Here is an 18,461-nt window from a genome sequence, read left to right on the forward strand (position 1 = left end):
TTATCCCATGTCCCAGGTTATCACCGTCAATGGCGTCGAATGCCATCCCATTGTTGAAAAATGCGAAGGCTGCGAACGCACCATGGAGCAGGATGGGGTCAAGTACTGCAAGAGCTATCCCCTGCCCGAGCGTAAATGGGCCCAGAAGGTCTGCAACTTTGCCACCCACATGAAGCTCGAAGTCGACAAGGGCGGCAAGGTCAACATCAACCCCTTGAAGGCCTCCAAGCGCGCTGCCCGCGGCCGCTAGCTCCCAGGCCGTTTTTTTCGTCGCATCCCTGCCGGGAGGTTTCTGCCTCCCGGCTTTTTGCGTTGCGGCGCATGTTTGCCAAGCCCCGGGCGAACGGCTATGTTCCGGCGATTGGCGATCTCTCAACAAAACTGCCTGGAGCCTGTATGCTTGACGATCTGCTGGCCTTCCTCGACACCGAGCGCGATGCCGTTATCGACCTGCAACGCGAACTGACCGCCATCCCGGCCCTTGGCCCGGATAACGGCGGCCCAGGCGAACGCGAAAAAGCCGACCGCCTGAAAACGCTGCTCGCCGCCATGGGCCTGCCCGAAGTCCGCGAAATAAACGCCCCTGACCCCCGCGTCCCCTGCGGCCACCGGCCCAATCTGGCCGTGGTCATGCCCGGGGCCGACACCTCGCGCACCTTCTGGGTCATCTCCCACCTCGACGTCGTTCCCCCGGGCGACCGGACCCTGTGGCGCACCGATCCCTACGCCCTCGCCGTCGATGGCGACCTTGTCTACGGACGCGGCGTGGAGGACAACCAGCAGGCCGTGGTCAGCTCCATCCTGGTGGCCCGGGCCATTGCCGCCAAAAAACTCCTGCCGCCCATCAATTATGGCATGCTGTTCGTGGCCGACGAGGAAACCGGCAGCAAATACGGCCTGGATTACGTGGCCTCCCACGCCGACGGCCTTTTTACCAGGGACGACCTGTTCCTGGTGCCGGATTTCGGCCTGCCCACCAGCGAAATGGTGGAAGTGGCCGAAAAAAGCATGTTGTGGCTCAAAATCATCATCGAAGGCCGGCAGTGCCATGCATCGACCCCGGAGCAGGGCATCAACACCCTGTCCGCCGCCGCCCTTTTTATCATCAAGATTCCCAAGCTCTACGACAAATTCAGTGACAAAAATCTGCTGTTCCAGCCGTCCAATTCCACCTTCGAGCCGACCAAAAAAGAAGCTAACGTCGAAAACGTCAATACCATCCCCGGCCGCGACGTGTTCTACGTCGATTGCCGGGTGTTGCCCCACTACAGTCTCGACGAGGTGTTGGCCGCCATTCGCGCGTTTGGCAACGAGGTTGAAGCGGCCTGCGGCGTGACCATCAGCTACGAAATCATCCAGCAGGAACAGGCTGCGCCGGCCACCGACATCGAAGCCCCCATCGTGCGCCGGGTCATGGACGGCATCCGGGCCGTCTACAACGCCTCGCCCAAACCCATGGGCATCGGCGGCGGCACCGTCGCCGCCTACCTGCGCCGCCACGGCTACCCGGCCGTGGTCTGGGCCACCCTGGAACACAACGCCCACCAGCCCAACGAACGCTCCAGCATCGCCAAAACCATCGGCGACGCCAAGGTCATGACCCGGGTGCTTTTTACGTAGCATTTGTGAACAGAAATGGGAAAGGGGGCAGGAAGAGTGCTCCGGCGCCAAAGGGCAGTGCCCTTTGGAAACCCACCTGGGATGAGTCGGATTTTACCCGGCGCGCTCCCAAGCCGACGAGTGAAGTTGCGCAAGAAAAGACGGCAAGAAGCCAAGGCCTTGGCGATTGGTATGAAGCTGGACGGGAACCAACATTGCTCCGACGCCGGGGGAAGGGAAGCCCCCGGCAACAGGACAAGTGTCAAGGGGTCGCAATGAATGTGAAGCGCGCCTGGAAAAAGCTCTTGATGGAGCAGTGCCGCCGGCCCGGGGGCATCCTTGGCGAATATATCGGCCGGCGCATGAACCGCAGCCATTTCGAGCTGACCGGCTGGGGCCTGTCCCATGTGGACATCGCCCCGGACAGCGATGTGCTCGACATCGGCTGCGGCGGCGGACGCACCCTGGCCCGTCTGGCCCAGCTCGCCCCCAAGGGACGCATCTGCGGCATCGACGCCTCGGAAAAAAGCGTGGCCCTGTCCCGGCGCTACAATGCGGAAACCATCGCCCAGGGACGCATGGAGGTGCGCCAGGCCTCGGTTTCGGCCCTGCCCTATCCGGACGCCACCTTCCATCTGGCCACAGCCGTGGAAACGCACTATTTCTGGCCCGACCTTGCCTCGGATCTGCGCGAAGTGCGGCGCGTGCTGCGTCCCGGCAGCCGTTTCCTGCTCCTGGCCGAGGTCTACAACACCCCGAAATTCGATGCCCGCAACCGAAAATGGCTGGAACTCGTGCCCATGACCTACTTAAGCGCGGCCCAATTCCGGGAGCTCTTTACCGCCGCCGGCTTCAACGACGTCGCCGTCCATGAAGAGAACGACCAGGGCTGGCTGTGCTGCCTTGGACAAAAACCCTCTTTCGTTGCCTGACGCTTTGTTCATGTAATACGTCGCACATGCGCCAACTGCTTTCCCGACTCCATCCCAGCAAGGGGTCCGGGGGGATTATCCCCCCGGCGGGGTGCAGGGGCAGCGCCCCTGATGCTCTTCCGTTTTTTTCTTTTGGAGGCTCCAGTTCATGACTTTCGACCTCATCGTCATCGGGGCCGGCCATGCCGGGTGCGAGGCGGCCATGGCTGCGGCCCGGTTGGGCCTGGCCACTTTGCTCCTCACGCAAAATGTGGACCGTATCGGCCATCTGTCCTGCAACCCGGCCATTGGCGGCCTGGCCAAGGGACACATGGTCCGCGAGATCGACGCCCTGGGCGGCCGGATGGGCCTGTGGGCCGACGAAGCCGGCATTCAGTTCCGTACGCTCAATACCAGCAAGGGACCGGCCGTGCAGGCCACCCGGGCGCAGATCGACCGCGACGCCTACATGCGGGTGGTCAAACGCGACGTCTTCGCCCAGGACAATCTGGCCGTGCGCCAGGACAGCGCGGAAGACATCCTGGCCAAGGACGGGCGGGTGTGCGGCGTGCGGGTCGCCTCGGGCGAGGTCTTTGCCGGCCGGGCCGTGTTGGTCACCACCGGCACGTTCCTCGGTGGCCTCATTCACATTGGGCTCACCCAACTGCGCGGCGGCCGGCTCGGCGATCCGCCCGCAGACGGCCTCTCGGCCAGTCTGGCCCGCCATGGACTGACCCTTGGGCGGCTGAAAACCGGCACCACCCCGCGCCTTTTGGCCAAGAGCATCGACTTTTCCCAAACCGTGCCCCAGCCGGGCGATACCCCGCCTCCGGGCTTCAGCTTCCACGGCCCAGGCCCGGTTCTGCCGCAGGTTCCCTGCTACCTGACCCACACCAATGCGGCCACCCACGCCGCCATCCGGGCCGGGTTTGACCGTTCGCCGCTCTTTACCGGCGTCATCGAGGGCACTGGAGCGCGCTACTGCCCGTCGGTGGAAGACAAGGTGGCCCGGTTTCCCGAACGCGACCGGCACCATGTTTTTCTGGAACCGGAGGGGCTCGACAATCCCGAGATCTATCCCAACGGCATTTCCACGAGCCTGCCCATTGAAACCCAAAAGGCCATGATCGCCACTATCCCGGGCCTGGAAAAAGCCCGGATCGTACGGCCGGGCTATGCCATCGAATACGACTACATCGATCCGGTCCAACTGCGGCCGACCCTGGAGACCAAGGCCCTGGCCGGACTGTATCTGGCCGGACAGATCAACGGTACCTCCGGGTATGAAGAAGCGGCGGCCCAGGGCCTGTGGGCGGCGCTCAACGTGTACTGCGCCCTGACCAGCCGGCCGCCCTTTCTCCTGCGTCGCGACCAGGCCTACATGGCCGTTTTGGTCGACGACCTGGTCACCAAGGGAACGACCGAGCCCTACCGCATGTTCACCTCCCGGGCCGAGCACCGGCTGCTGTTGCGTGAAGGCAACGCCGACGCCCGCCTGACCGGCCTGGGTCGGGATCTCGGTCTGGTCGGCGATGCCCAATGGGCTCTCTTTTGTCGCAAGGAAGCGGCCATTGCCGCTGCCATGGCCGGATTGGCCGAGCGTCGGGTGCGCCCCGGGGACTGTGACGACGCGGCCTGGGCCGTTTTGGGCGGGCGGCCGGCGGATCGCAGTCTGCGTCTGGACGAGCTTTTGCGCCGCCCAGACGTCGCCCTGCCTGATCTGGCCCGATTCTGGCCCGAGCTGGCCCAACTGGATCGGCTGGCCGCGGTGGAGACCGAAACGCGCATCAAATATGAAGGGTATCTCAAACGCCAGGAAGAGCTGGCCGGGCGCACGGGGCGCCATGAGACCGTAAACCTGCCCCCGGACCTGGATTATGCCGCTGTGGCCGGCCTGTCCCGGGAGGTGGTGGAGAAGCTTGCCCGGATAGCCCCCCACACCCTGGGGCAGGCCGGGCGCATTTCCGGGGTGACGCCGGCGGCTGTGGCCTGTCTGGAAATTCATCTCAAAAAACGCCACCGAGAGGGATAGCCCCCTTGTGTCCGCCGGGGTGATGGCTTATGACTTATTCATGGCGTATTTCAGGGGTTTCGACCATCTTCCGGCCTTTATGAGCCTCTTCGATCCCGGCTGGTGGAACAGGATGCTTGACGCCACCAATAGCGGACACGCCTCCCCGGAAGCGCTCATCCTCATGGCGGCCATGTTCGGCACGTTTTTCAGCCTCATTGCCGTCGGACTGATGGTCAAAAGTCGCGCCCGTCCAGGCGAGATCAAACCCACCACCTGGATCACCCAGCCAGGCGAGATTCGCGCCCTGGTGGAAACAGCGCTGACCCAGCGCAGCAAGGTCCGGGTAAGCTTCGTGCGCGACGACCCCGGAGCCCGCTCCACCGATGCCACCATCCTGGCCGCCTCGGCCGGGCGCGGCATCGAATTGGAAATGACCTCGCTCGTGCGGGCCAACCCGACCTGGGTGGGCAAGCTCGTGGCCTGCGACTTCCGACTGCGCCTCGATCCCCACAAGGACCTGCACAGTTTCTATAATTTCGTTTCGCCTATCATTGCCGTCAACAAGGCCGGCGACAACTTCATCCACATGACCGTGGACTGGCCGCATCGGCTCGAACTGGAACAGAAACGCGCTTTTTTGCGGGTGGAACCACCTCGCTCCTGCATCCTGGAGCTGGAATTGTGGCATGAGAGCACTATTAAAAATATCCGGGGCCGCTTCGGCGATCCAACCACCTGGGGACGCCCGCTTCTGCGGCTTGACCACAAGCTCGAAACCCCGGACATTGAAATGCGCAACATCTCCGGCGGCGGTCTTCGTCTGGAACTCCAGCACGAGGCTTATCGCATCAACCATCGCCTGCTCGAACCCGGTTCCCGATTCATTACCCGGATGCTTTTGGCCGAACCCGAAGCCGACCAGCCCTTGGAGTTTCATCTGGCCCTGCGACTGCAAAACACTTATGGCGACCCGCAGGCCATGGGGCTTGTGGCCATGGGATTTCGCATCATGAGTTTTGCCGTCCCCGGCGACACCCCCGGTGAAGTGTTATCCTGGAAACCCGCAGCTTCTGGCGTACCGGCCCTGGATGACTGGGCCTTTCGCCGGCATCTGGCCATCTACCGCCAGCGCGGCGAGTAGCCTCCCCCGGGCATGGACGCGCTGGCGGTTCTTTGCTAGCCTCCTGTCGTTTTTTCAGGAATTGTCACGGAAACGACGCAGAACACAGACTATTGCGCGCCTGCCGCCACATGACGATACGGCCCGCCAAGGAGGACCAGGTTGGACGACGATTCCGATAGTCGGTTTTGGAATGCCCTGACCAAGTTTTTCCGCCAAAAAAGCATTTCCATCGAAGAATTGATTCTTGAAGCCAAGGCGGAAGGCTCCATCATCCCGGAAGACGCCTCCATGCTGCTCAACATTCTGCGGCTGGAAAGCAAGCAAGTGTCCGACGTCATGGTGCCTCGCCCAGACATCGTCTGCGCCGAGATCGACGACGGCCTTGAAGCCGTGTGCGCGCTGATTAAAACGCACGGGCATTCGCGCATTCCCGTCTATGAAGGCAACCGGGACAACATCCTCGGCGTGCTCTACGCCAAGGACATTCTGAGCCAAATGCTGCCGGCCTGCAGTGAGACACCCGACCCGCGCGCCGTCATGCGCGAGGCTCTTTTTGTTCCGGAGACCCTTGATCTCAAAAAAATGTTGCTGGAATTTCGCAGCCAGAAAAAGCACATGGCCGTGGCCCTGGACGAATACGGCGGCACCTCGGGACTGCTCACCCTGGAAGACGTGCTCGAAGAGATCGTCGGCGAGATCGAAGACGAACACGACCCGAGCAAACCCGAAGAAATCAAGGAACTGCGCCAGGATGTCTACCTCGTCTCCGGGCGCTACATGCTTGAGGATCTCAACACCTCTCTGGGTCTGACCCTGGAATCGGAGCAGGTGGAGACCATCGGCGGCTTTCTCACCGAACTGGCCGGCCGGGTGCCGCGCCAGGGCGATGCCTTCACCCTGGAAGGACGCCGCTTCACCATCCGCGAGGCCGACCGCCGACAAATCCGTTGGATTGTCATCGAGCCGACCGCCGACTGACCTTGGACGGTCCCAATACAGAATAATGGCGCACTGCCCGCAGCCAACCGCCTCTGCCACTGGCGGTCGACTGCGGACGGTGCGCCGGCCGTGTCGGGCAGGCTTGCAGTTGGCTGCGGCCTGGGACATATTCGGCCCCCGGTCCCAACCTGTTGTTGCCGGCCCCTATCCCGAATCTGCAACCCTCGATGCTTTCGAAAAGAAACACCGTGACCATAGCCGCCATACTGGCCGTTGCCGGAGCCTGGCTCGGGCTGGCCAATCCCGTCTTTCGCTTGCCCTTTTTGATTCTGCTGCTGCCTGCGGCCCTGGCCTACGTCGCCGTATACGCCCCAACGCCCCGGGGTGCGGCCAAGGCCGCCTACTGGATCGGGGCCTTGTCCGCCAGCGCCAGTCTCTACTGGACTTGCCTGCCCATCCACAATTTCGGCGGGATACCCTGGATTTTGGCCCTGCCCGTGCCCATCCTCATGGGACTGGTGCTGGGTCTGTATACGGCAGCCCTGGCCCTGGCCCTGCGCTTTGGGGCCAAGCGCCTGCCGCCCTGGCTTTTCGTGCCCTACTGCGCCGCGGCCTGGACCGTCATGGAAATGGCCCGGGGCGTACTTTTGACCGGTTTTCCCTGGCTCACCCTGGCCGCGGCCTTCTCACCCTGGCCCGTCGCCATCCAGGGAGCGGCCTTTATCGGAGCCTACGGCCTGTCGGGCCTCCTGGCCGGCCTGGCTGCGGCCCTGGCCGTCTACGGCCCGATTTCCCGGCCCGGCCTGACCGTCATGGTCCTGACCATGGCGCTTTTCTTCCTGGGCAACCGCCGCCTGGACGAACCGCTGGCCAAAGACGGCGCGACCCATGTGACCATTGTCCAGGGCAACGTGGATCAGAGCCGCAAATGGGCTCCCGAGGCCGAAGACGAGACCGTCACGAAGTATCTGGACCTGTCCCGGCAGGCCATTGCCCAAACGCCCACGGATCTGCTCATCTGGCCCGAGACGTCCATGCCCTTTTTTTACCAGGACAACGGCCCGCTGGCCAAGCGCATCCAGGACTTTGTCGCCAACGCGGGAGCCCCGCTTGTTTTCGGCGCACCGGCGTACGAGCGCACGATCGGCGGCCATATCCTCTATAACCGGGCCTATTTTCTCGCCCCCTCTGGCGAAACCGCCGCCTATGACAAGGAACATCTCGTTCCCTTTGGCGAATATGTTCCCCTGGGCGACTTTTTCCCTTTCATCGGCAAGCTCGTCGAAGGCGTGGGCAACTTCGGGCCGGGGCATACCGGCTCCCCCCTGGCCCATGGCAGCCTTGCTCTGGGCACGCTCATTTGTTATGAGGCAATCTTTCCGGAACTCGCGCAAAAACGGGTGGCGGCCGGGGCCAATCTCCTGGTCAACATCTCCAACGACGCCTGGTTCGGCGATTCAGCGGCCCCGCATCAGCACCTCGATCTAACGCTGTTGCGCGCCGTGGAACAGGGACGCTCGCTTATCCGAGGCACCAACACGGGCATTTCCGCCGTGATCGACCCCCGGGGACGCATCATAGCCCAGGGCGGCCTTTTTACGACGCTGACCCTGCCCTGTCCGGAGGTGCCCATCATGTCGGAAACGACTTGGTTTCACCGCCATTATACCCTTGTCACCTGGGGCATCCCCGTGCTGTTTACGATCCTTGGCTTGACGGCCCTGGTCCTGCCCGTGCGCCGGCCAGAAGAACGCGCCGGCAGCTTAACCCTTTAAAACCAAGCGATTACGTCATCATGTTGCAATATTCGGAACTGCGCACCCAAAGTACGGAGCTGTTGGATAAATTCGAGGAACTCTGGAGGCGTCTTTGACCTGGACAAAAGCCGCGTCCGTCTGGCCGACATTGAGGCCGAATTGTCCAAACCAGGGGCCTGGGACAATCCGGAAGGCCTGACCCCGATCCTGCGTGAAAAAAGCGTGCTGTCCGGCAAGGTCGGCGATGGCGAGCGGTTGCTGGCCGCCAAGGCCGATCTCGACGAATGGCTGGGCATGGCCAAGGACGACGGCAGCCCCGAGATACTCGACGCCCTGGCCGAGCAGATTGAGTCGCTGCGCGCCGAATTGGCCGATGCCGAACTGGCCGCCTTTTTCGGTCCCGAAGACAATGCCGACGCCATTATGGAAATCCACTCCGGGGCCGGCGGCACCGAGGCCCAGGACTGGGCGGAAATGCTCCTGCGCATGTACCGCCGTTGGTCTGAGCGCAAGCAGTTCGCCGTCAAACTGCTCGATTTCCTGCCCGGAGACGAGGCCGGCGTCAAAAGCGTCACCTTGCAGATTTCCGGTCCCTACGCCTATGGTCTGCTGGCTGCGGAAAAAGGCATTCACCGCCTGATCCGCATATCGCCTTTTGATTCCTCGGGACGCCGCCATACTTCCTTCGCTTCGGTGGACGTCTACCCCGATGTTGGCGTAGACATAGACATCGAGGTCAAAGACGACGACCTGCGCGTGGATGTGTTTCGGGCCTCGGGTCCTGGAGGACAGCACGTCAACAAGACCTCCTCGGCCATCCGCATCACGCACTTGCCCACCAATATCGTGGTGCAGTGCCAAAATGAGAAGTCGCAGCACCGCAACCGTGAATCGGCCATGAAGGTGTTAAAGGCCCGGCTCTACGACCTGGAACTGAAAAAAATCCAGGCCGAAAAGCAGGAAAGCTACGAGTCCAAAAACGCCATAGGCTTCGGTTCCCAGATAAGGACCTACACCATGCAGCCATACCGACTGGTCAAGGACCATCGCACCGGCGTCGAGGCCGGGGATGTCGAAGCGGTGCTGGACGGCGACCTGGATAAGTTCATTCGCGGCTTCCTCCTTTGCGTCGGCAATGAAACCCGCTGACGCCGGCTGTTCGTCGGATTTTCCGGACGAGGCCCTGCTGGCCGAACTCGACGCCCTGCGTCGGATGCTGGCTTCCGTGGACAAACCGGCTTGCGCCACCGATGGCGACGGCCTGGTCATCATGCGCCTGTGCTCGGGGCTGACCCTTCCCGAGTGGGAAACCCTGCGCAACCGACGGGATCTGCGCGACTGGCTGGCCCTGCCGCTTTCGGCCAATCCGTTTCCCTATCTGACCCGCATCCAGCAGACGCTTCAAGAGCTTGTTTTCCTTTCCGAGCACGACCCGTTGACCAAGCTCCACAACCGGGGTGCCTTCGAACGCATCCTGGCAGCCGAACTCATCCGGTCGGCCCGTTCCGGCCAGTCCCTGGCCCTGGTTTTGATCGACCTCGACGATTTCAAACAGGTCAACGACACCTATGGGCATCCTTGTGGCGACCGGGTGATCGCAACCCTTGGCGCGTTATTGGCGGCGGAAAAACGCACCTACGACTATGCCGCCCGCATTGGCGGCGAGGAATATGCCCTGATTTTACCCGGCATCGGATTGGTGCGGGCCGAAGGTGTCATCGAACGGCTCATCGAATCAGCCCGGTCGCTTCACATTGTCTGCGACGGCGTGGAAACGCCGCTTCGGGTCACCATATCGGCCGGTATTGCCTGCACCAAGGGCAAACTCGCCATTTCCTGGGAAAAGCTCTACGCCCTGGCCGACGAGGCGCTCTATACGGCCAAGGCCCTGGGCAAGGACCGGCTCCACTGCGCCCCCATCGCCGATCTGACCGCACCCCCGGAAAAAACCCTGGTGCGCGCCGACGAAAAACGCTTCCTCTTTACCGGCTCAACAAAAGGATGACACGGCGTATGTCCCAAGCCCCAAATCCCAACGCCACTCTGGCCGTGGCCATTTTAAGCGGCAAGGGCGGCGTGGGTAAAACAAATCTAGCCCTGAATTTGAGCTATGCCTTATTCCGGGCCGGCCATCGTGTCCTTTTGATGGACTTCGACGTCGGCCTGGCCAACGTGGACGTGCTGCTTGGCTTGTCCCCGGAAAAAAACCTTCAGGATCTCTTCCGTCCCGATGTGCAGGCCAAGGACGTAATGCTGGCCGTGGAACCGGGCGGCTTCGACTTTCTGCCGGCAGCCAGCGGCGTGCCTGAACTGCTTGAAATGGACGACGACATGCGCGAGGTGCTTTTTGACAAGCTCAACGCCGTGTTTGGCAGCTATGACTACCTCATGCTCGATCTCGGGGCCGGTATTTCCCAGACCGTCCTTTCGGTCGCCGCCATGAGCCAGGTGCGCGTCCTGGTCGTCACGCCCGAGCCGACCTCCCTGACCGACTCCTACGCCGTCATCAAGGTGCTTCACACCCAGTACGGGGTTTCCGACTTCCACGTACTCGTCAACCAAGTGGAAAGTCCGGCCGATGCCCAGGCCACCTTCAATCGCCTCTCGGCCGCCTGCAACCATTTCCTGGGGTTCACGCCCGTTCTGATCGGCGGAGTCCACTCCGATCCGGCCGTACCTGACGCCGTGCGCCGCCAGATTCCCCTGCTGCGCCATGCCCCCCGCTGCCAGGCCGCCCAGGACATTATTGGCGGCGCGGTCAAGCTCCACAGGGTCCGCCAACAGCGCAAAGACGCCATCATTGCCGGCCCCGTTCTTGGAAAAATACCGATAATCCGCAAGTAAGCCTTGACGGGGACCGGTTTTTTTCGGCAATGGTATGAAATAGATGGACGATTGCTCACCACCCGCCATCACGCGGGCATCGGCCAACCGTCAACAGCGCGAGGACCACGCGATGAACAAAAGCGAACTCATCAAGACTTTGGCCGAAACCAAAGGCCTGCACATCGACGAAGCCGCCGACATCGTCAACGCCTTTGTCGACTCCGTCAAACAGGCCCTGATCAACGAAGACCGCGTGGAAATACGGGGTTTTGGCAGCTTCAAGATCAAAGGCTACAAGGGCTACACCGGGCGCAATCCCAAGTCCGGCGACGTGGTCACCGTGGCTCCCAAGAAACTGCCGTTCTTCCGCCCGGGCAAAGAACTCAAGGAATATCTCAACAAGTGACCCTATGCCAACACTGACTGCTCTGCTTCTGGCCCTGGTTCTGACGACAGCGACCGGGGTTGCGGCCTTTGCCGCCGACCCGGTCCTGACCATTCTTTACGCCGGCAATACCTACGGCTATTTCGACCCCTGCCCCACTTGCGGCCCACAGAAACTCGGGGGCTTGGCTCGGCGGGCCACGGCGGTGGAGAATTTGCGCAAAACCGGCCCCACAGCTGGCAAGCTGCTGGCTGTGGCCGGTCCGTGGGAGTTTGCGCCCGAAGTCTCGGCCGCGCCGCCGGAACCCGATAAGTTGCCGGTGGTGGCCAAAGCCCATGAGCGTCTGGCTTACGATGCCATGGCGGTGACCCCGCAGGAAATGGCCATCCTGTCCGAACACAAGGCTGCACTGCCCAAGAACGCCCAGTTGCTTGGCGACGCGCCTGTGACCCGCGTCCTCAGTGTGGGCGGCCAGACGATCGGGCTGGTCTACTTCCCCATGCCCAAGGACGTCAGCGCCATGGTGCCGGACAAACTCATGGACGCCACAGCCAAAGCCGCTTCCGAACTGCGGGGCAAGGTCGCTCTGGTGATCGGCGTGAGCCCCTGGGGGGCCATTGACGAAGAAGCCTTTATCAACACCCGAAAAGGGGCTGTTGACGTGCTGCTCGGCAGCGGCGGCGGTTCGGGTTTTGCCTCCCGGCTCTCCAAAGATAGCCGCACCCTGTGGACCCGGGCTTACATCAAGGGCAAAACCATCAATCGTCTGGATTTGCTGGTTCTGCCCGGAAAGCCCGACTTCGTCTGGAAGATCGGCGAAAACTTCACGGCCAAGGTGGACCCCCTGGATGAGAATTTCCCCCAGGATGCGGCTGTCGGAGCTTTGCTCAAATAATCCGGCACCCGCGCCTGCCCGGCCGCCCCGGTTGTCGGATTGACCGGATTATATCCCAAGACTCCGGTCTCCGACTTCCTGCATCCGTTGTATCAAAACCGCCAACCCCTTTGAGGCGACACCGTGAATATGCTTTTCCGCCCTGTCCAGGCGGCCGCGCTGGCCCTTGCCCTGGCCCTTTGCGCCGCCTTGCCGGCTCGTGCCCAGGAACCCATCCTGACCATCGTCCTTTCCGGCAACACCTACGGCAACTACGAGCCCTGCCCTTCCTGAGGCGGCAAGCTCGTTGGCGGGTTGGCCCGGCGGGCCGCCTTCATCAAATCCCTTCGCGCCACTGATGCCGGTCGGGAACGCACCCTGGTTCTGGGCGCTCCCTTTGAAATTCTCCCCGATGGGCCGGACAGAAAACCCGACGCCCGCCGGTTGCCGGCCATCAGTCAGGCCCTGACGCAAATCGGCTATTCGGCCGGGACCCTGCTCCCGGACGAGGCCGCCTATCTTAAAAGCGCCGATGCCCCGATTCCGGCCGGGTTCACCGTGGTTGCCCCCACACCCCGCACCACCGTCATTGAAGCGGCCGGCAGGCCCATCGGCATTGTCTTTTTCCCGCCGCCGCCCGATCTGACCAAACCGGCCCCGCCAGCCATCGGCGACGCCGTGGCCGAGGCGGCCAAGGAGCTTCGTGCCAAGGCCCAGCTGGTCATCGGCCTAAGCGGTCTGGGCATGATGGACGAAGAGGCCTTTCTGGCCGCCCATCCCGACGCCCTGGACATCCTCCTTGGCAGCGGCATCAATGCCGGCAACGCCGGAAAGGTCGGCCCCGGAGGCAAGACCCTGTGGGCCAGGGCCTATACCCGGGGCAAGACCGTCAACCGCCTGGACTTGTTCGTCCTGCCTGGCGCAGCCGATTTCACCTGGACCCCCAACGGCGCCTTCAAGGCCGAAGTCATCAATCTGGACGAGGCCTACCCGGCTGACCCGGACATCAAAAAGCTTTTCGAATAGCCGGGCGCTGCCCCGGTTGCCGGCAAGCCCCAAAGTGCCTCATCAAATGAATTTGGCGGCCAAAGGGACACCCTTTGGCCGCCATCACCCGGTGATATCCGTCAGACTTGCATTGCAGCGGCATTGCCCGACCAACGTTTTTCCTGGCGTCCTTCCACCGACGAGGCCACGCCGTCCCCTTTACCCTTAGGGGGCCGGCCTCTTCCCGTCTTTTCTTGCTCAATTTCCGCCCGTCGACTTGGCAGCATACCCGGTCAAATCAAACTCCCCCCAGGTGGGATTCCAAAGGGCACTGCCCTTTGGCCGCCGGAGGCACTCTTCCCCTTCTCTCATTTTCCCCAGGCCGGCGGCAGGCCAAGGACGCGGGCATAGGCATCGGCCACGATGCGGGCGGTTTTTTCCCAGGAAAAAAGCCCGGCCCGGGTTAGCGCCCGTTGCCGCAGCCTATCGCGCAGGGTCGCATCGCTCCCGACAGCGGCCATAGCCCGGGCCAGACCGGGGACATCCAGGGGATCGACCAGGATGGCTGCATCCCCGGCCACTTCCGGCAGGGACGTGGCATCGGACGTGATGACGGCCGCGCCGAGGCTCATGGCCTCCAACACCGGCAGCCCGAAACCTTCAAACAGCGACGGATAAAGAAAGGCGTGACAGGAGGCATACAGCCAGGCCAGTTCGGCGTCGGTCACATACCCCGTGAAAACGAGATGTTCGGCAATGCCGAGTTCGGCCACGGTGCGGGCCACGTCGTCCATGAGCCAGCCTTTGCCGCCGGCCAGCACCAGCGGCATGGTCCCGCCAGTCTCGCGTCTCCAGGCGGCGTAGGCGGCAAAGAGGCGTTCGTGGTTCTTACGCGGTTCGATGGTCCCCACGCACAGCCAGAAGCCATCCGGTTGCAACTGCGCGACCGCCTTGGGGCGTTCTTGGGGGCTGTCCGGTCCGAACCGGCTGGCCAGCGGCGCGACAACCAGCCGCTCTTTCGGAAAGTGGGGGAAGACCCGCAGAAAATGGCCGCGGGAATACTCCGAGATGGCGATCACCGCATCCGCCTGGGTGGCAGCCCGAAACAGGCCGTCGAAACAGCCGGTGCGGTTGCCTTCGGTGGTCCAGGCCGGCTCGACCAGAAACGACAGGTCATAGAGCGTATAGACCAGTCGCGCCCGGGTGAGGCCGGCGGGACAATAAAAGTTGTTGGCATGGACGATGTCGGGCTGGCCTAAGCGGGCCTCAAAATCCTTTGGCGGCTGGCGGAAAAAGCGTTTCTGATCCCAGAAACGGCGAAACCTCGGTCCCTGCTGGAAGCGGTCGCCGGCCGGGCGCAGGCATTTCTCCGGGTGGGGTTCACGAAAAAAATCCCCAAAGGCCGGATAGAGCACGTACTGGCTCGTCGTATCGACCTCGGCCAGGGCCGACAACAAAGCGGCCGCGAAATAGCCGCAGCCGGCCTTGCCAGCTCCGGTCTGGGACACGTCAAAGCCGATCTTCATGCCGGGCCGCTCCCGGGACGGATAAGGCCGCGCGTCAGCCAGGAGGCCGTGGTGCGAAGAACCGTCGGCGACAGGCCGCGATTCCAACGCAGCGAGGCGTTCACCGAGGCCAGGGCCACGGCCGGGGTAAAAAGCGCGCTGCCGTCGGCCACCTGCCATTTCTCCCGCACCAGGGCGTGGGCGTAGTTATAGAGCCAACGCTCCGGCACCCGGCCGAAGGTGAAACGCATCATGTCGTTTATTTCGCTATGCACGGTGAGCTTGGCCCCGGACGTCTTGGTCTGGGGGTAGAACCGCGAGCCGGCCAGTTTTCGGGGCAGATAGCGGAACACGGCCCCGCCCTTGGCCAGACGCAGCCAGAACTCGTAATCGAGGGTATACTGCCAGCGCAAATCCAGGTTGCCGAAGCGCTCAACCACCCGCCGTCGAAAAAAAGCCGCCGGCTGGCAGATGATGCAGCGCTCCATGAGGCGCGTGAGATCAAAGGGCTCGGCCGGGTAGGGCTCGATAAAGGCGTCGTTGATGTCAATGTGATCGGCGTCGCCATAAACGACGTCTACATCTGGGCTTTTCTCAAAAACTTCAAGCACTGCTTGAAGTGCGCCGGTCGTGTAGACATCGTCGGAATTAAGCCAGGCGATGATCTCGCCCGTGGTCTCGGCCATGCCCTTGTTGACGGCGTCGGGTTGGCCCTTGTCCGGCTCGGAACGAAAGCGCAGTCGATCGCCGTAGCTCTCAAGGACCGACACGGTCTCATCGGTGCTGCCGCCGTCCATGATCACATATTCCAGGCCGTCCACGCCCTGGGACAGGACGCTGTCAATGGTGCGTCCGATAAAACGCCCCTGGTTATACGACGGCGTGACGGCGGAAACCGTAAGGCTAGCCATGTGTTGCCTCCGTATAGCGCAGATCGACGTCGCGCTCGCCATCGGTCAGGCGCAGTTCCTCGCAGTGGACCGACAAGCGCCGTCGGTCCGCCGCCGCACCCTGGCCGTTGCCGCGTCGCGCCCCGTCCAGGACAAACTCCACACAGCCTCCGGTCGGCGGCAGATCCGGGTCCAGGCTGACCGAACGGCCAGGGGTCAAGGTGACCGGCTGGCCAACGGCCCGGCCGTTGACCAGGGTCGTCACCACCACCCGCCCGCTCGGAGCCTTGGCCGGCAGGGAAAATCGCGTCCGCAGCCACTGGCGCTGGGCAGCCGGGCCAAAGGCCACAAAAAGTCGCCCGCCACACCAGCCGTCAGGGAAAAGCCCGCGCACCGCCGTGCTCTGGGACACCGGCCGGGCCAGCACCTCCTCAAAGACGGCCAGGTACTTCCGCGCCATGTCCGCTGGGCCGCCAATGGCGGCCAGACGTTCAAAGCCCCGGGCCACCAGGGCCTCGGCCAGCCCGGGTTCGTCCCAAAGCCGGGCCATGGCCGCAGCCATGTCGTCCGGGCGGCGCGGATCAAAATAGAGCGCCGCCTCGCCGCCGACCTCGGGCAGGCTGGTGACATTGGAACATAAAATGGGTGTCCCGACAGCCATGGCCTCAACCAGCGGCATGCCGAATCCCTCATAGAGCGATGGGAAAAGAAGCGCCCTGGCCCCGGTGAGCAGCGCCGACAGCTCGGCGTCCGAGACATACCCGGCAAAGACCACCCGGTCGGCCAGTCCCAGGCGCTGCGCAGCCTGCCCCAGTTCGGCCCGAAGTCCGGTGTCCGAGCCGGTCAGCACCAGCTTGCAGTCGTTTTCCGGCCGGGAGGCCGCAAACAGGCCAAAGGCGGTCAGGAGCATGCGATGGTTCTTGTGCGGCCAGTAGTTGGCCGGAAACAGCAGATAGTCGGCCTGGCCCAGGCCAAGGCGCGTCCGTGTGGCGTATACGGCCTCGGGAGCGGTGCGGACCAGCCGACGCGGCAGCGAGATGTGGACGGCGGCTGTCCGGCCCGGCGGCACCTGCCCCTGCGCCAGGACGCTTTGGCGAGTGAATTCCGAGATGCACACCAGCCGCTCGGCCACCCGGGCGGCGGTCAGAAAGGTCCGCTCCCGCCCGGCTTCGTCTTCCGGCGAAAAAAACTGCGGATAGGCGGCGTATTGCAGATCGTAGACGACCGAAACAACCGGCACGGCCGGATGGTGAAAATAGGGCATGGTAAAGGGGCAAAAAAGGAGGTCAACCGGCACGCCCTGCCAGTGGGACAGACCACGCAGCCGCCCCAGGCCTGAGGCCCGCGCCCGCGTCACATTGGGCGCGTCGAGATGGGCCAGTTCGTCATGGGCTGCGTCAGAGGTCAGGCAGACAAAGCGCCAATCCGGCCGCATCTGGCGCAGGGCGCCGAGCAGCAGGATGGTCATGAGCTTGGCCCCGCCATTGTCGCCGCCAGGAAGCACCGGGGTCAGATCGACCAGCACCAGGACCGGCCCGGCTTTGCCGCCGGCCGGGGCCACCCGCCGGCCACGCTCTTTAAGCACGTACTTGACGGCCTTATTCCATAACCAGGCCACCCGGCCGACCCGGGCGAGCGCCTTGTTGACCACAAGCGGCAACCGGCCTTCCGAGACCCAGCCCGAGGCCATCTCCCGGACAACGCCCTCCAGGCCGCCGATGATCGGCGCGTCCGCCCCGGCCAGCCTTGCCGCCTGCGCCTCGGCTGCTTCGGCCCGGGCAGCCAGATCGAGCATGGCCTGCACCATGCGGCCGTCCGGCGTGGCGCACAGGGCCGCCTCCACCGTTGCTGCATCGTGGTCGGCAAGGGCCGTGCGGCCGGCCAGAAAAAGCATGTCATAAGGGAAAAGGGCTTGGCCGAAACGGCATTGTCCAAGGCCGGCCGCCGCAAAAAGCGCCCGTACCGCCTTTTCGCTATACAGATAAAGATGTTCAGCCGGCAGCAACATGCGCAGAAATGGGTCAGCCTCGGTGGTCAAACGCTCATGGGTCGCGCCAGCCGGCAGACACGGCGTCTGCACCAGCACAACGCCTTCCGGGGCCAGCAACCGGCCCACCCGGCGCAGCAACTCCACCGGATCAGGCAGATGCTCCAGCACGTCCATGAGCACCACAGCCGACAGGCTGCCCGGGGCGATGTCCTGCTCCTCCAGCGGTCCGGCCAGGACTTCAATGCCAAACGTCCGGCCAGCCAGAGCAGCCACCGATGCGTCCAGCTCAAGCCCCCTGGCCCGGAAACCGGACCGGCCAAGCAAGGCCGTAAAGCCGCCATGGGCGCAGCCGAGTTCCAACACCTCGCCCGGCGGGAGGCAAGCCTTTAAAAAAAAACCCAACCAGGCCACGCACCGCTCCGGCATGTCCCGGCGTGCCCGGACCTCGATGGACGGCTGGCCGAGATCGGCCTCCTGATGGCCGTACCAGTAGTCCCGGCCGTAGCCCTCCCCGTCCTCCACCCGCGACACCAAGGTGCCGCAGGCCGGACAGAGCATGTACGCCTCGTTAAACGGCTCCAGCCCGCCCGTCCCGCACCAACATTGTCGCATATAGAAGGCTCCTTGGGGAGAGAGAGGCGAAGGACTGGGGGAGGAAACC

Annotated in this window: 16 protein-coding genes; 13 read left to right on the forward strand and 3 right to left on the reverse strand. The window is 63.4% G+C overall.

What is annotated here, in order from left to right; genetic code table 11:
- Positions 1–7: 7 nt before the first annotated feature.
- From NY78_RS01510 to NY78_RS01570, 13 genes are all read left to right on the forward strand, one after another.
- The gene (locus NY78_RS01510; protein WP_043630737.1) at positions 8–250 is read left to right on the forward strand and encodes a PxxKW family cysteine-rich protein; all 243 of its coding nucleotides are present in this window, start codon (positions 8–10) and stop codon (positions 248–250) included.
- Positions 251–396: 146 nt separating this feature from the next.
- The gene (locus NY78_RS01515) at positions 397–1,620 is read left to right on the forward strand and encodes a M20 family metallo-hydrolase (protein ID WP_043630739.1); all 1,224 of its coding nucleotides are present in this window, start codon (positions 397–399) and stop codon (positions 1,618–1,620) included.
- Between the two features lie 254 nt (positions 1,621–1,874).
- Positions 1,875–2,531, forward strand: coding sequence for a class I SAM-dependent methyltransferase (locus NY78_RS01520; protein WP_043630741.1), 657 nt, complete (start codon positions 1,875–1,877; stop codon positions 2,529–2,531).
- A 148-nt stretch (positions 2,532–2,679) separates the two neighbouring features.
- Positions 2,680–4,542 carry a tRNA uridine-5-carboxymethylaminomethyl(34) synthesis enzyme MnmG gene (mnmG, locus tag NY78_RS01525; protein WP_043630743.1) on the forward strand — a complete coding sequence of 621 codons (1,863 nt, stop codon included), beginning with the start codon at positions 2,680–2,682 and terminating at the stop codon, positions 4,540–4,542.
- A gap of 40 nt (positions 4,543–4,582) precedes the next feature.
- Positions 4,583–5,665, forward strand: coding sequence for a hypothetical protein (locus tag NY78_RS01530; protein ID WP_043630885.1), 1,083 nt, complete (start codon positions 4,583–4,585; stop codon positions 5,663–5,665).
- Between the two features lie 141 nt (positions 5,666–5,806).
- Complete coding sequence (locus NY78_RS01535) at positions 5,807–6,625, forward strand: hemolysin family protein (protein ID WP_043630745.1); 819 nt, start codon at positions 5,807–5,809, stop codon at positions 6,623–6,625.
- Positions 6,626–6,834: 209 nt separating this feature from the next.
- Positions 6,835–8,361, forward strand: coding sequence for an apolipoprotein N-acyltransferase (lnt, locus tag NY78_RS01540; RefSeq protein WP_043630886.1), 1,527 nt, complete (start codon positions 6,835–6,837; stop codon positions 8,359–8,361).
- Positions 8,362–8,381: 20 nt separating this feature from the next.
- Positions 8,382–9,492 (forward strand): peptide chain release factor 2 gene (prfB, locus tag NY78_RS01545; protein WP_156180821.1). Its coding sequence is split into 2 segments (ribosomal slippage): positions 8,382–8,456 and positions 8,458–9,492, totalling 1,110 coding nucleotides; the frame shifts between segments, so codons are not numbered across the junction.
- The gene (locus NY78_RS01550) at positions 9,479–10,348 is read left to right on the forward strand and encodes a GGDEF domain-containing protein (RefSeq protein ID WP_043630747.1); all 870 of its coding nucleotides are present in this window, start codon (positions 9,479–9,481) and stop codon (positions 10,346–10,348) included. Before prfB ends, NY78_RS01550 begins: the two co-directional genes overlap by 14 nt.
- Before the next feature lie 8 nt (positions 10,349–10,356).
- On the forward strand, positions 10,357–11,187 hold the full coding sequence (locus tag NY78_RS01555; RefSeq protein WP_043630748.1) for a MinD/ParA family protein: 831 nt from the start codon (positions 10,357–10,359) through the stop codon (positions 11,185–11,187).
- Positions 11,188–11,299: 112 nt separating this feature from the next.
- Positions 11,300–11,575 (forward strand): HU family DNA-binding protein, encoded by a 276-nt coding sequence (locus NY78_RS01560; protein ID WP_024826291.1) that lies wholly within the window; start codon positions 11,300–11,302, stop codon positions 11,573–11,575.
- 4 nt (positions 11,576–11,579) lie between these two features.
- Positions 11,580–12,449: a UshA-like (seleno)protein family 2 gene (locus tag NY78_RS01565; RefSeq protein WP_043630751.1), complete on the forward strand. Its 870-nt coding sequence runs from the start codon at positions 11,580–11,582 to the stop codon at positions 12,447–12,449.
- A 129-nt stretch (positions 12,450–12,578) separates the two neighbouring features.
- Positions 12,579–13,454: a UshA-like (seleno)protein family 2 gene (locus NY78_RS01570; protein WP_420705114.1), complete on the forward strand. Its 876-nt coding sequence runs from the start codon at positions 12,579–12,581 to the stop codon at positions 13,452–13,454.
- A 329-nt stretch (positions 13,455–13,783) separates the two neighbouring features.
- Here NY78_RS01570 and NY78_RS01575 read toward each other — a convergent pair whose 3' ends face one another.
- From NY78_RS01575 to NY78_RS01585, 3 genes are read right to left on the reverse strand one after another with little or no spacing between them, the layout of a single operon-like run.
- Entirely contained in the window at positions 13,784–14,941 is a 1,158-nt protein-coding gene (locus tag NY78_RS01575) for a glycosyltransferase family 4 protein (RefSeq protein WP_043630755.1), read from the reverse strand.
- Complete coding sequence (locus NY78_RS01580; RefSeq protein ID WP_043630757.1) at positions 14,938–15,831, reverse strand: glycosyltransferase family 2 protein; 894 nt, start codon at positions 15,829–15,831, stop codon at positions 14,938–14,940. The genes NY78_RS01575 and NY78_RS01580 overlap by 4 nt, the downstream gene beginning before the upstream one ends.
- The gene (locus NY78_RS01585) at positions 15,824–18,412 is read right to left on the reverse strand and encodes a glycosyltransferase (protein WP_043630759.1); all 2,589 of its coding nucleotides are present in this window, start codon (positions 18,410–18,412) and stop codon (positions 15,824–15,826) included. The genes NY78_RS01580 and NY78_RS01585 overlap by 8 nt, the downstream gene beginning before the upstream one ends.
- Between the last annotated feature and the right edge of the window lie 49 nt (positions 18,413–18,461).

Origin of the sequence: Desulfovibrio sp. TomC (assembly GCF_000801335.2) — a bacterium.
Taxonomy (GTDB): Bacteria; Desulfobacterota; Desulfovibrionia; order Desulfovibrionales; family Desulfovibrionaceae; genus Solidesulfovibrio.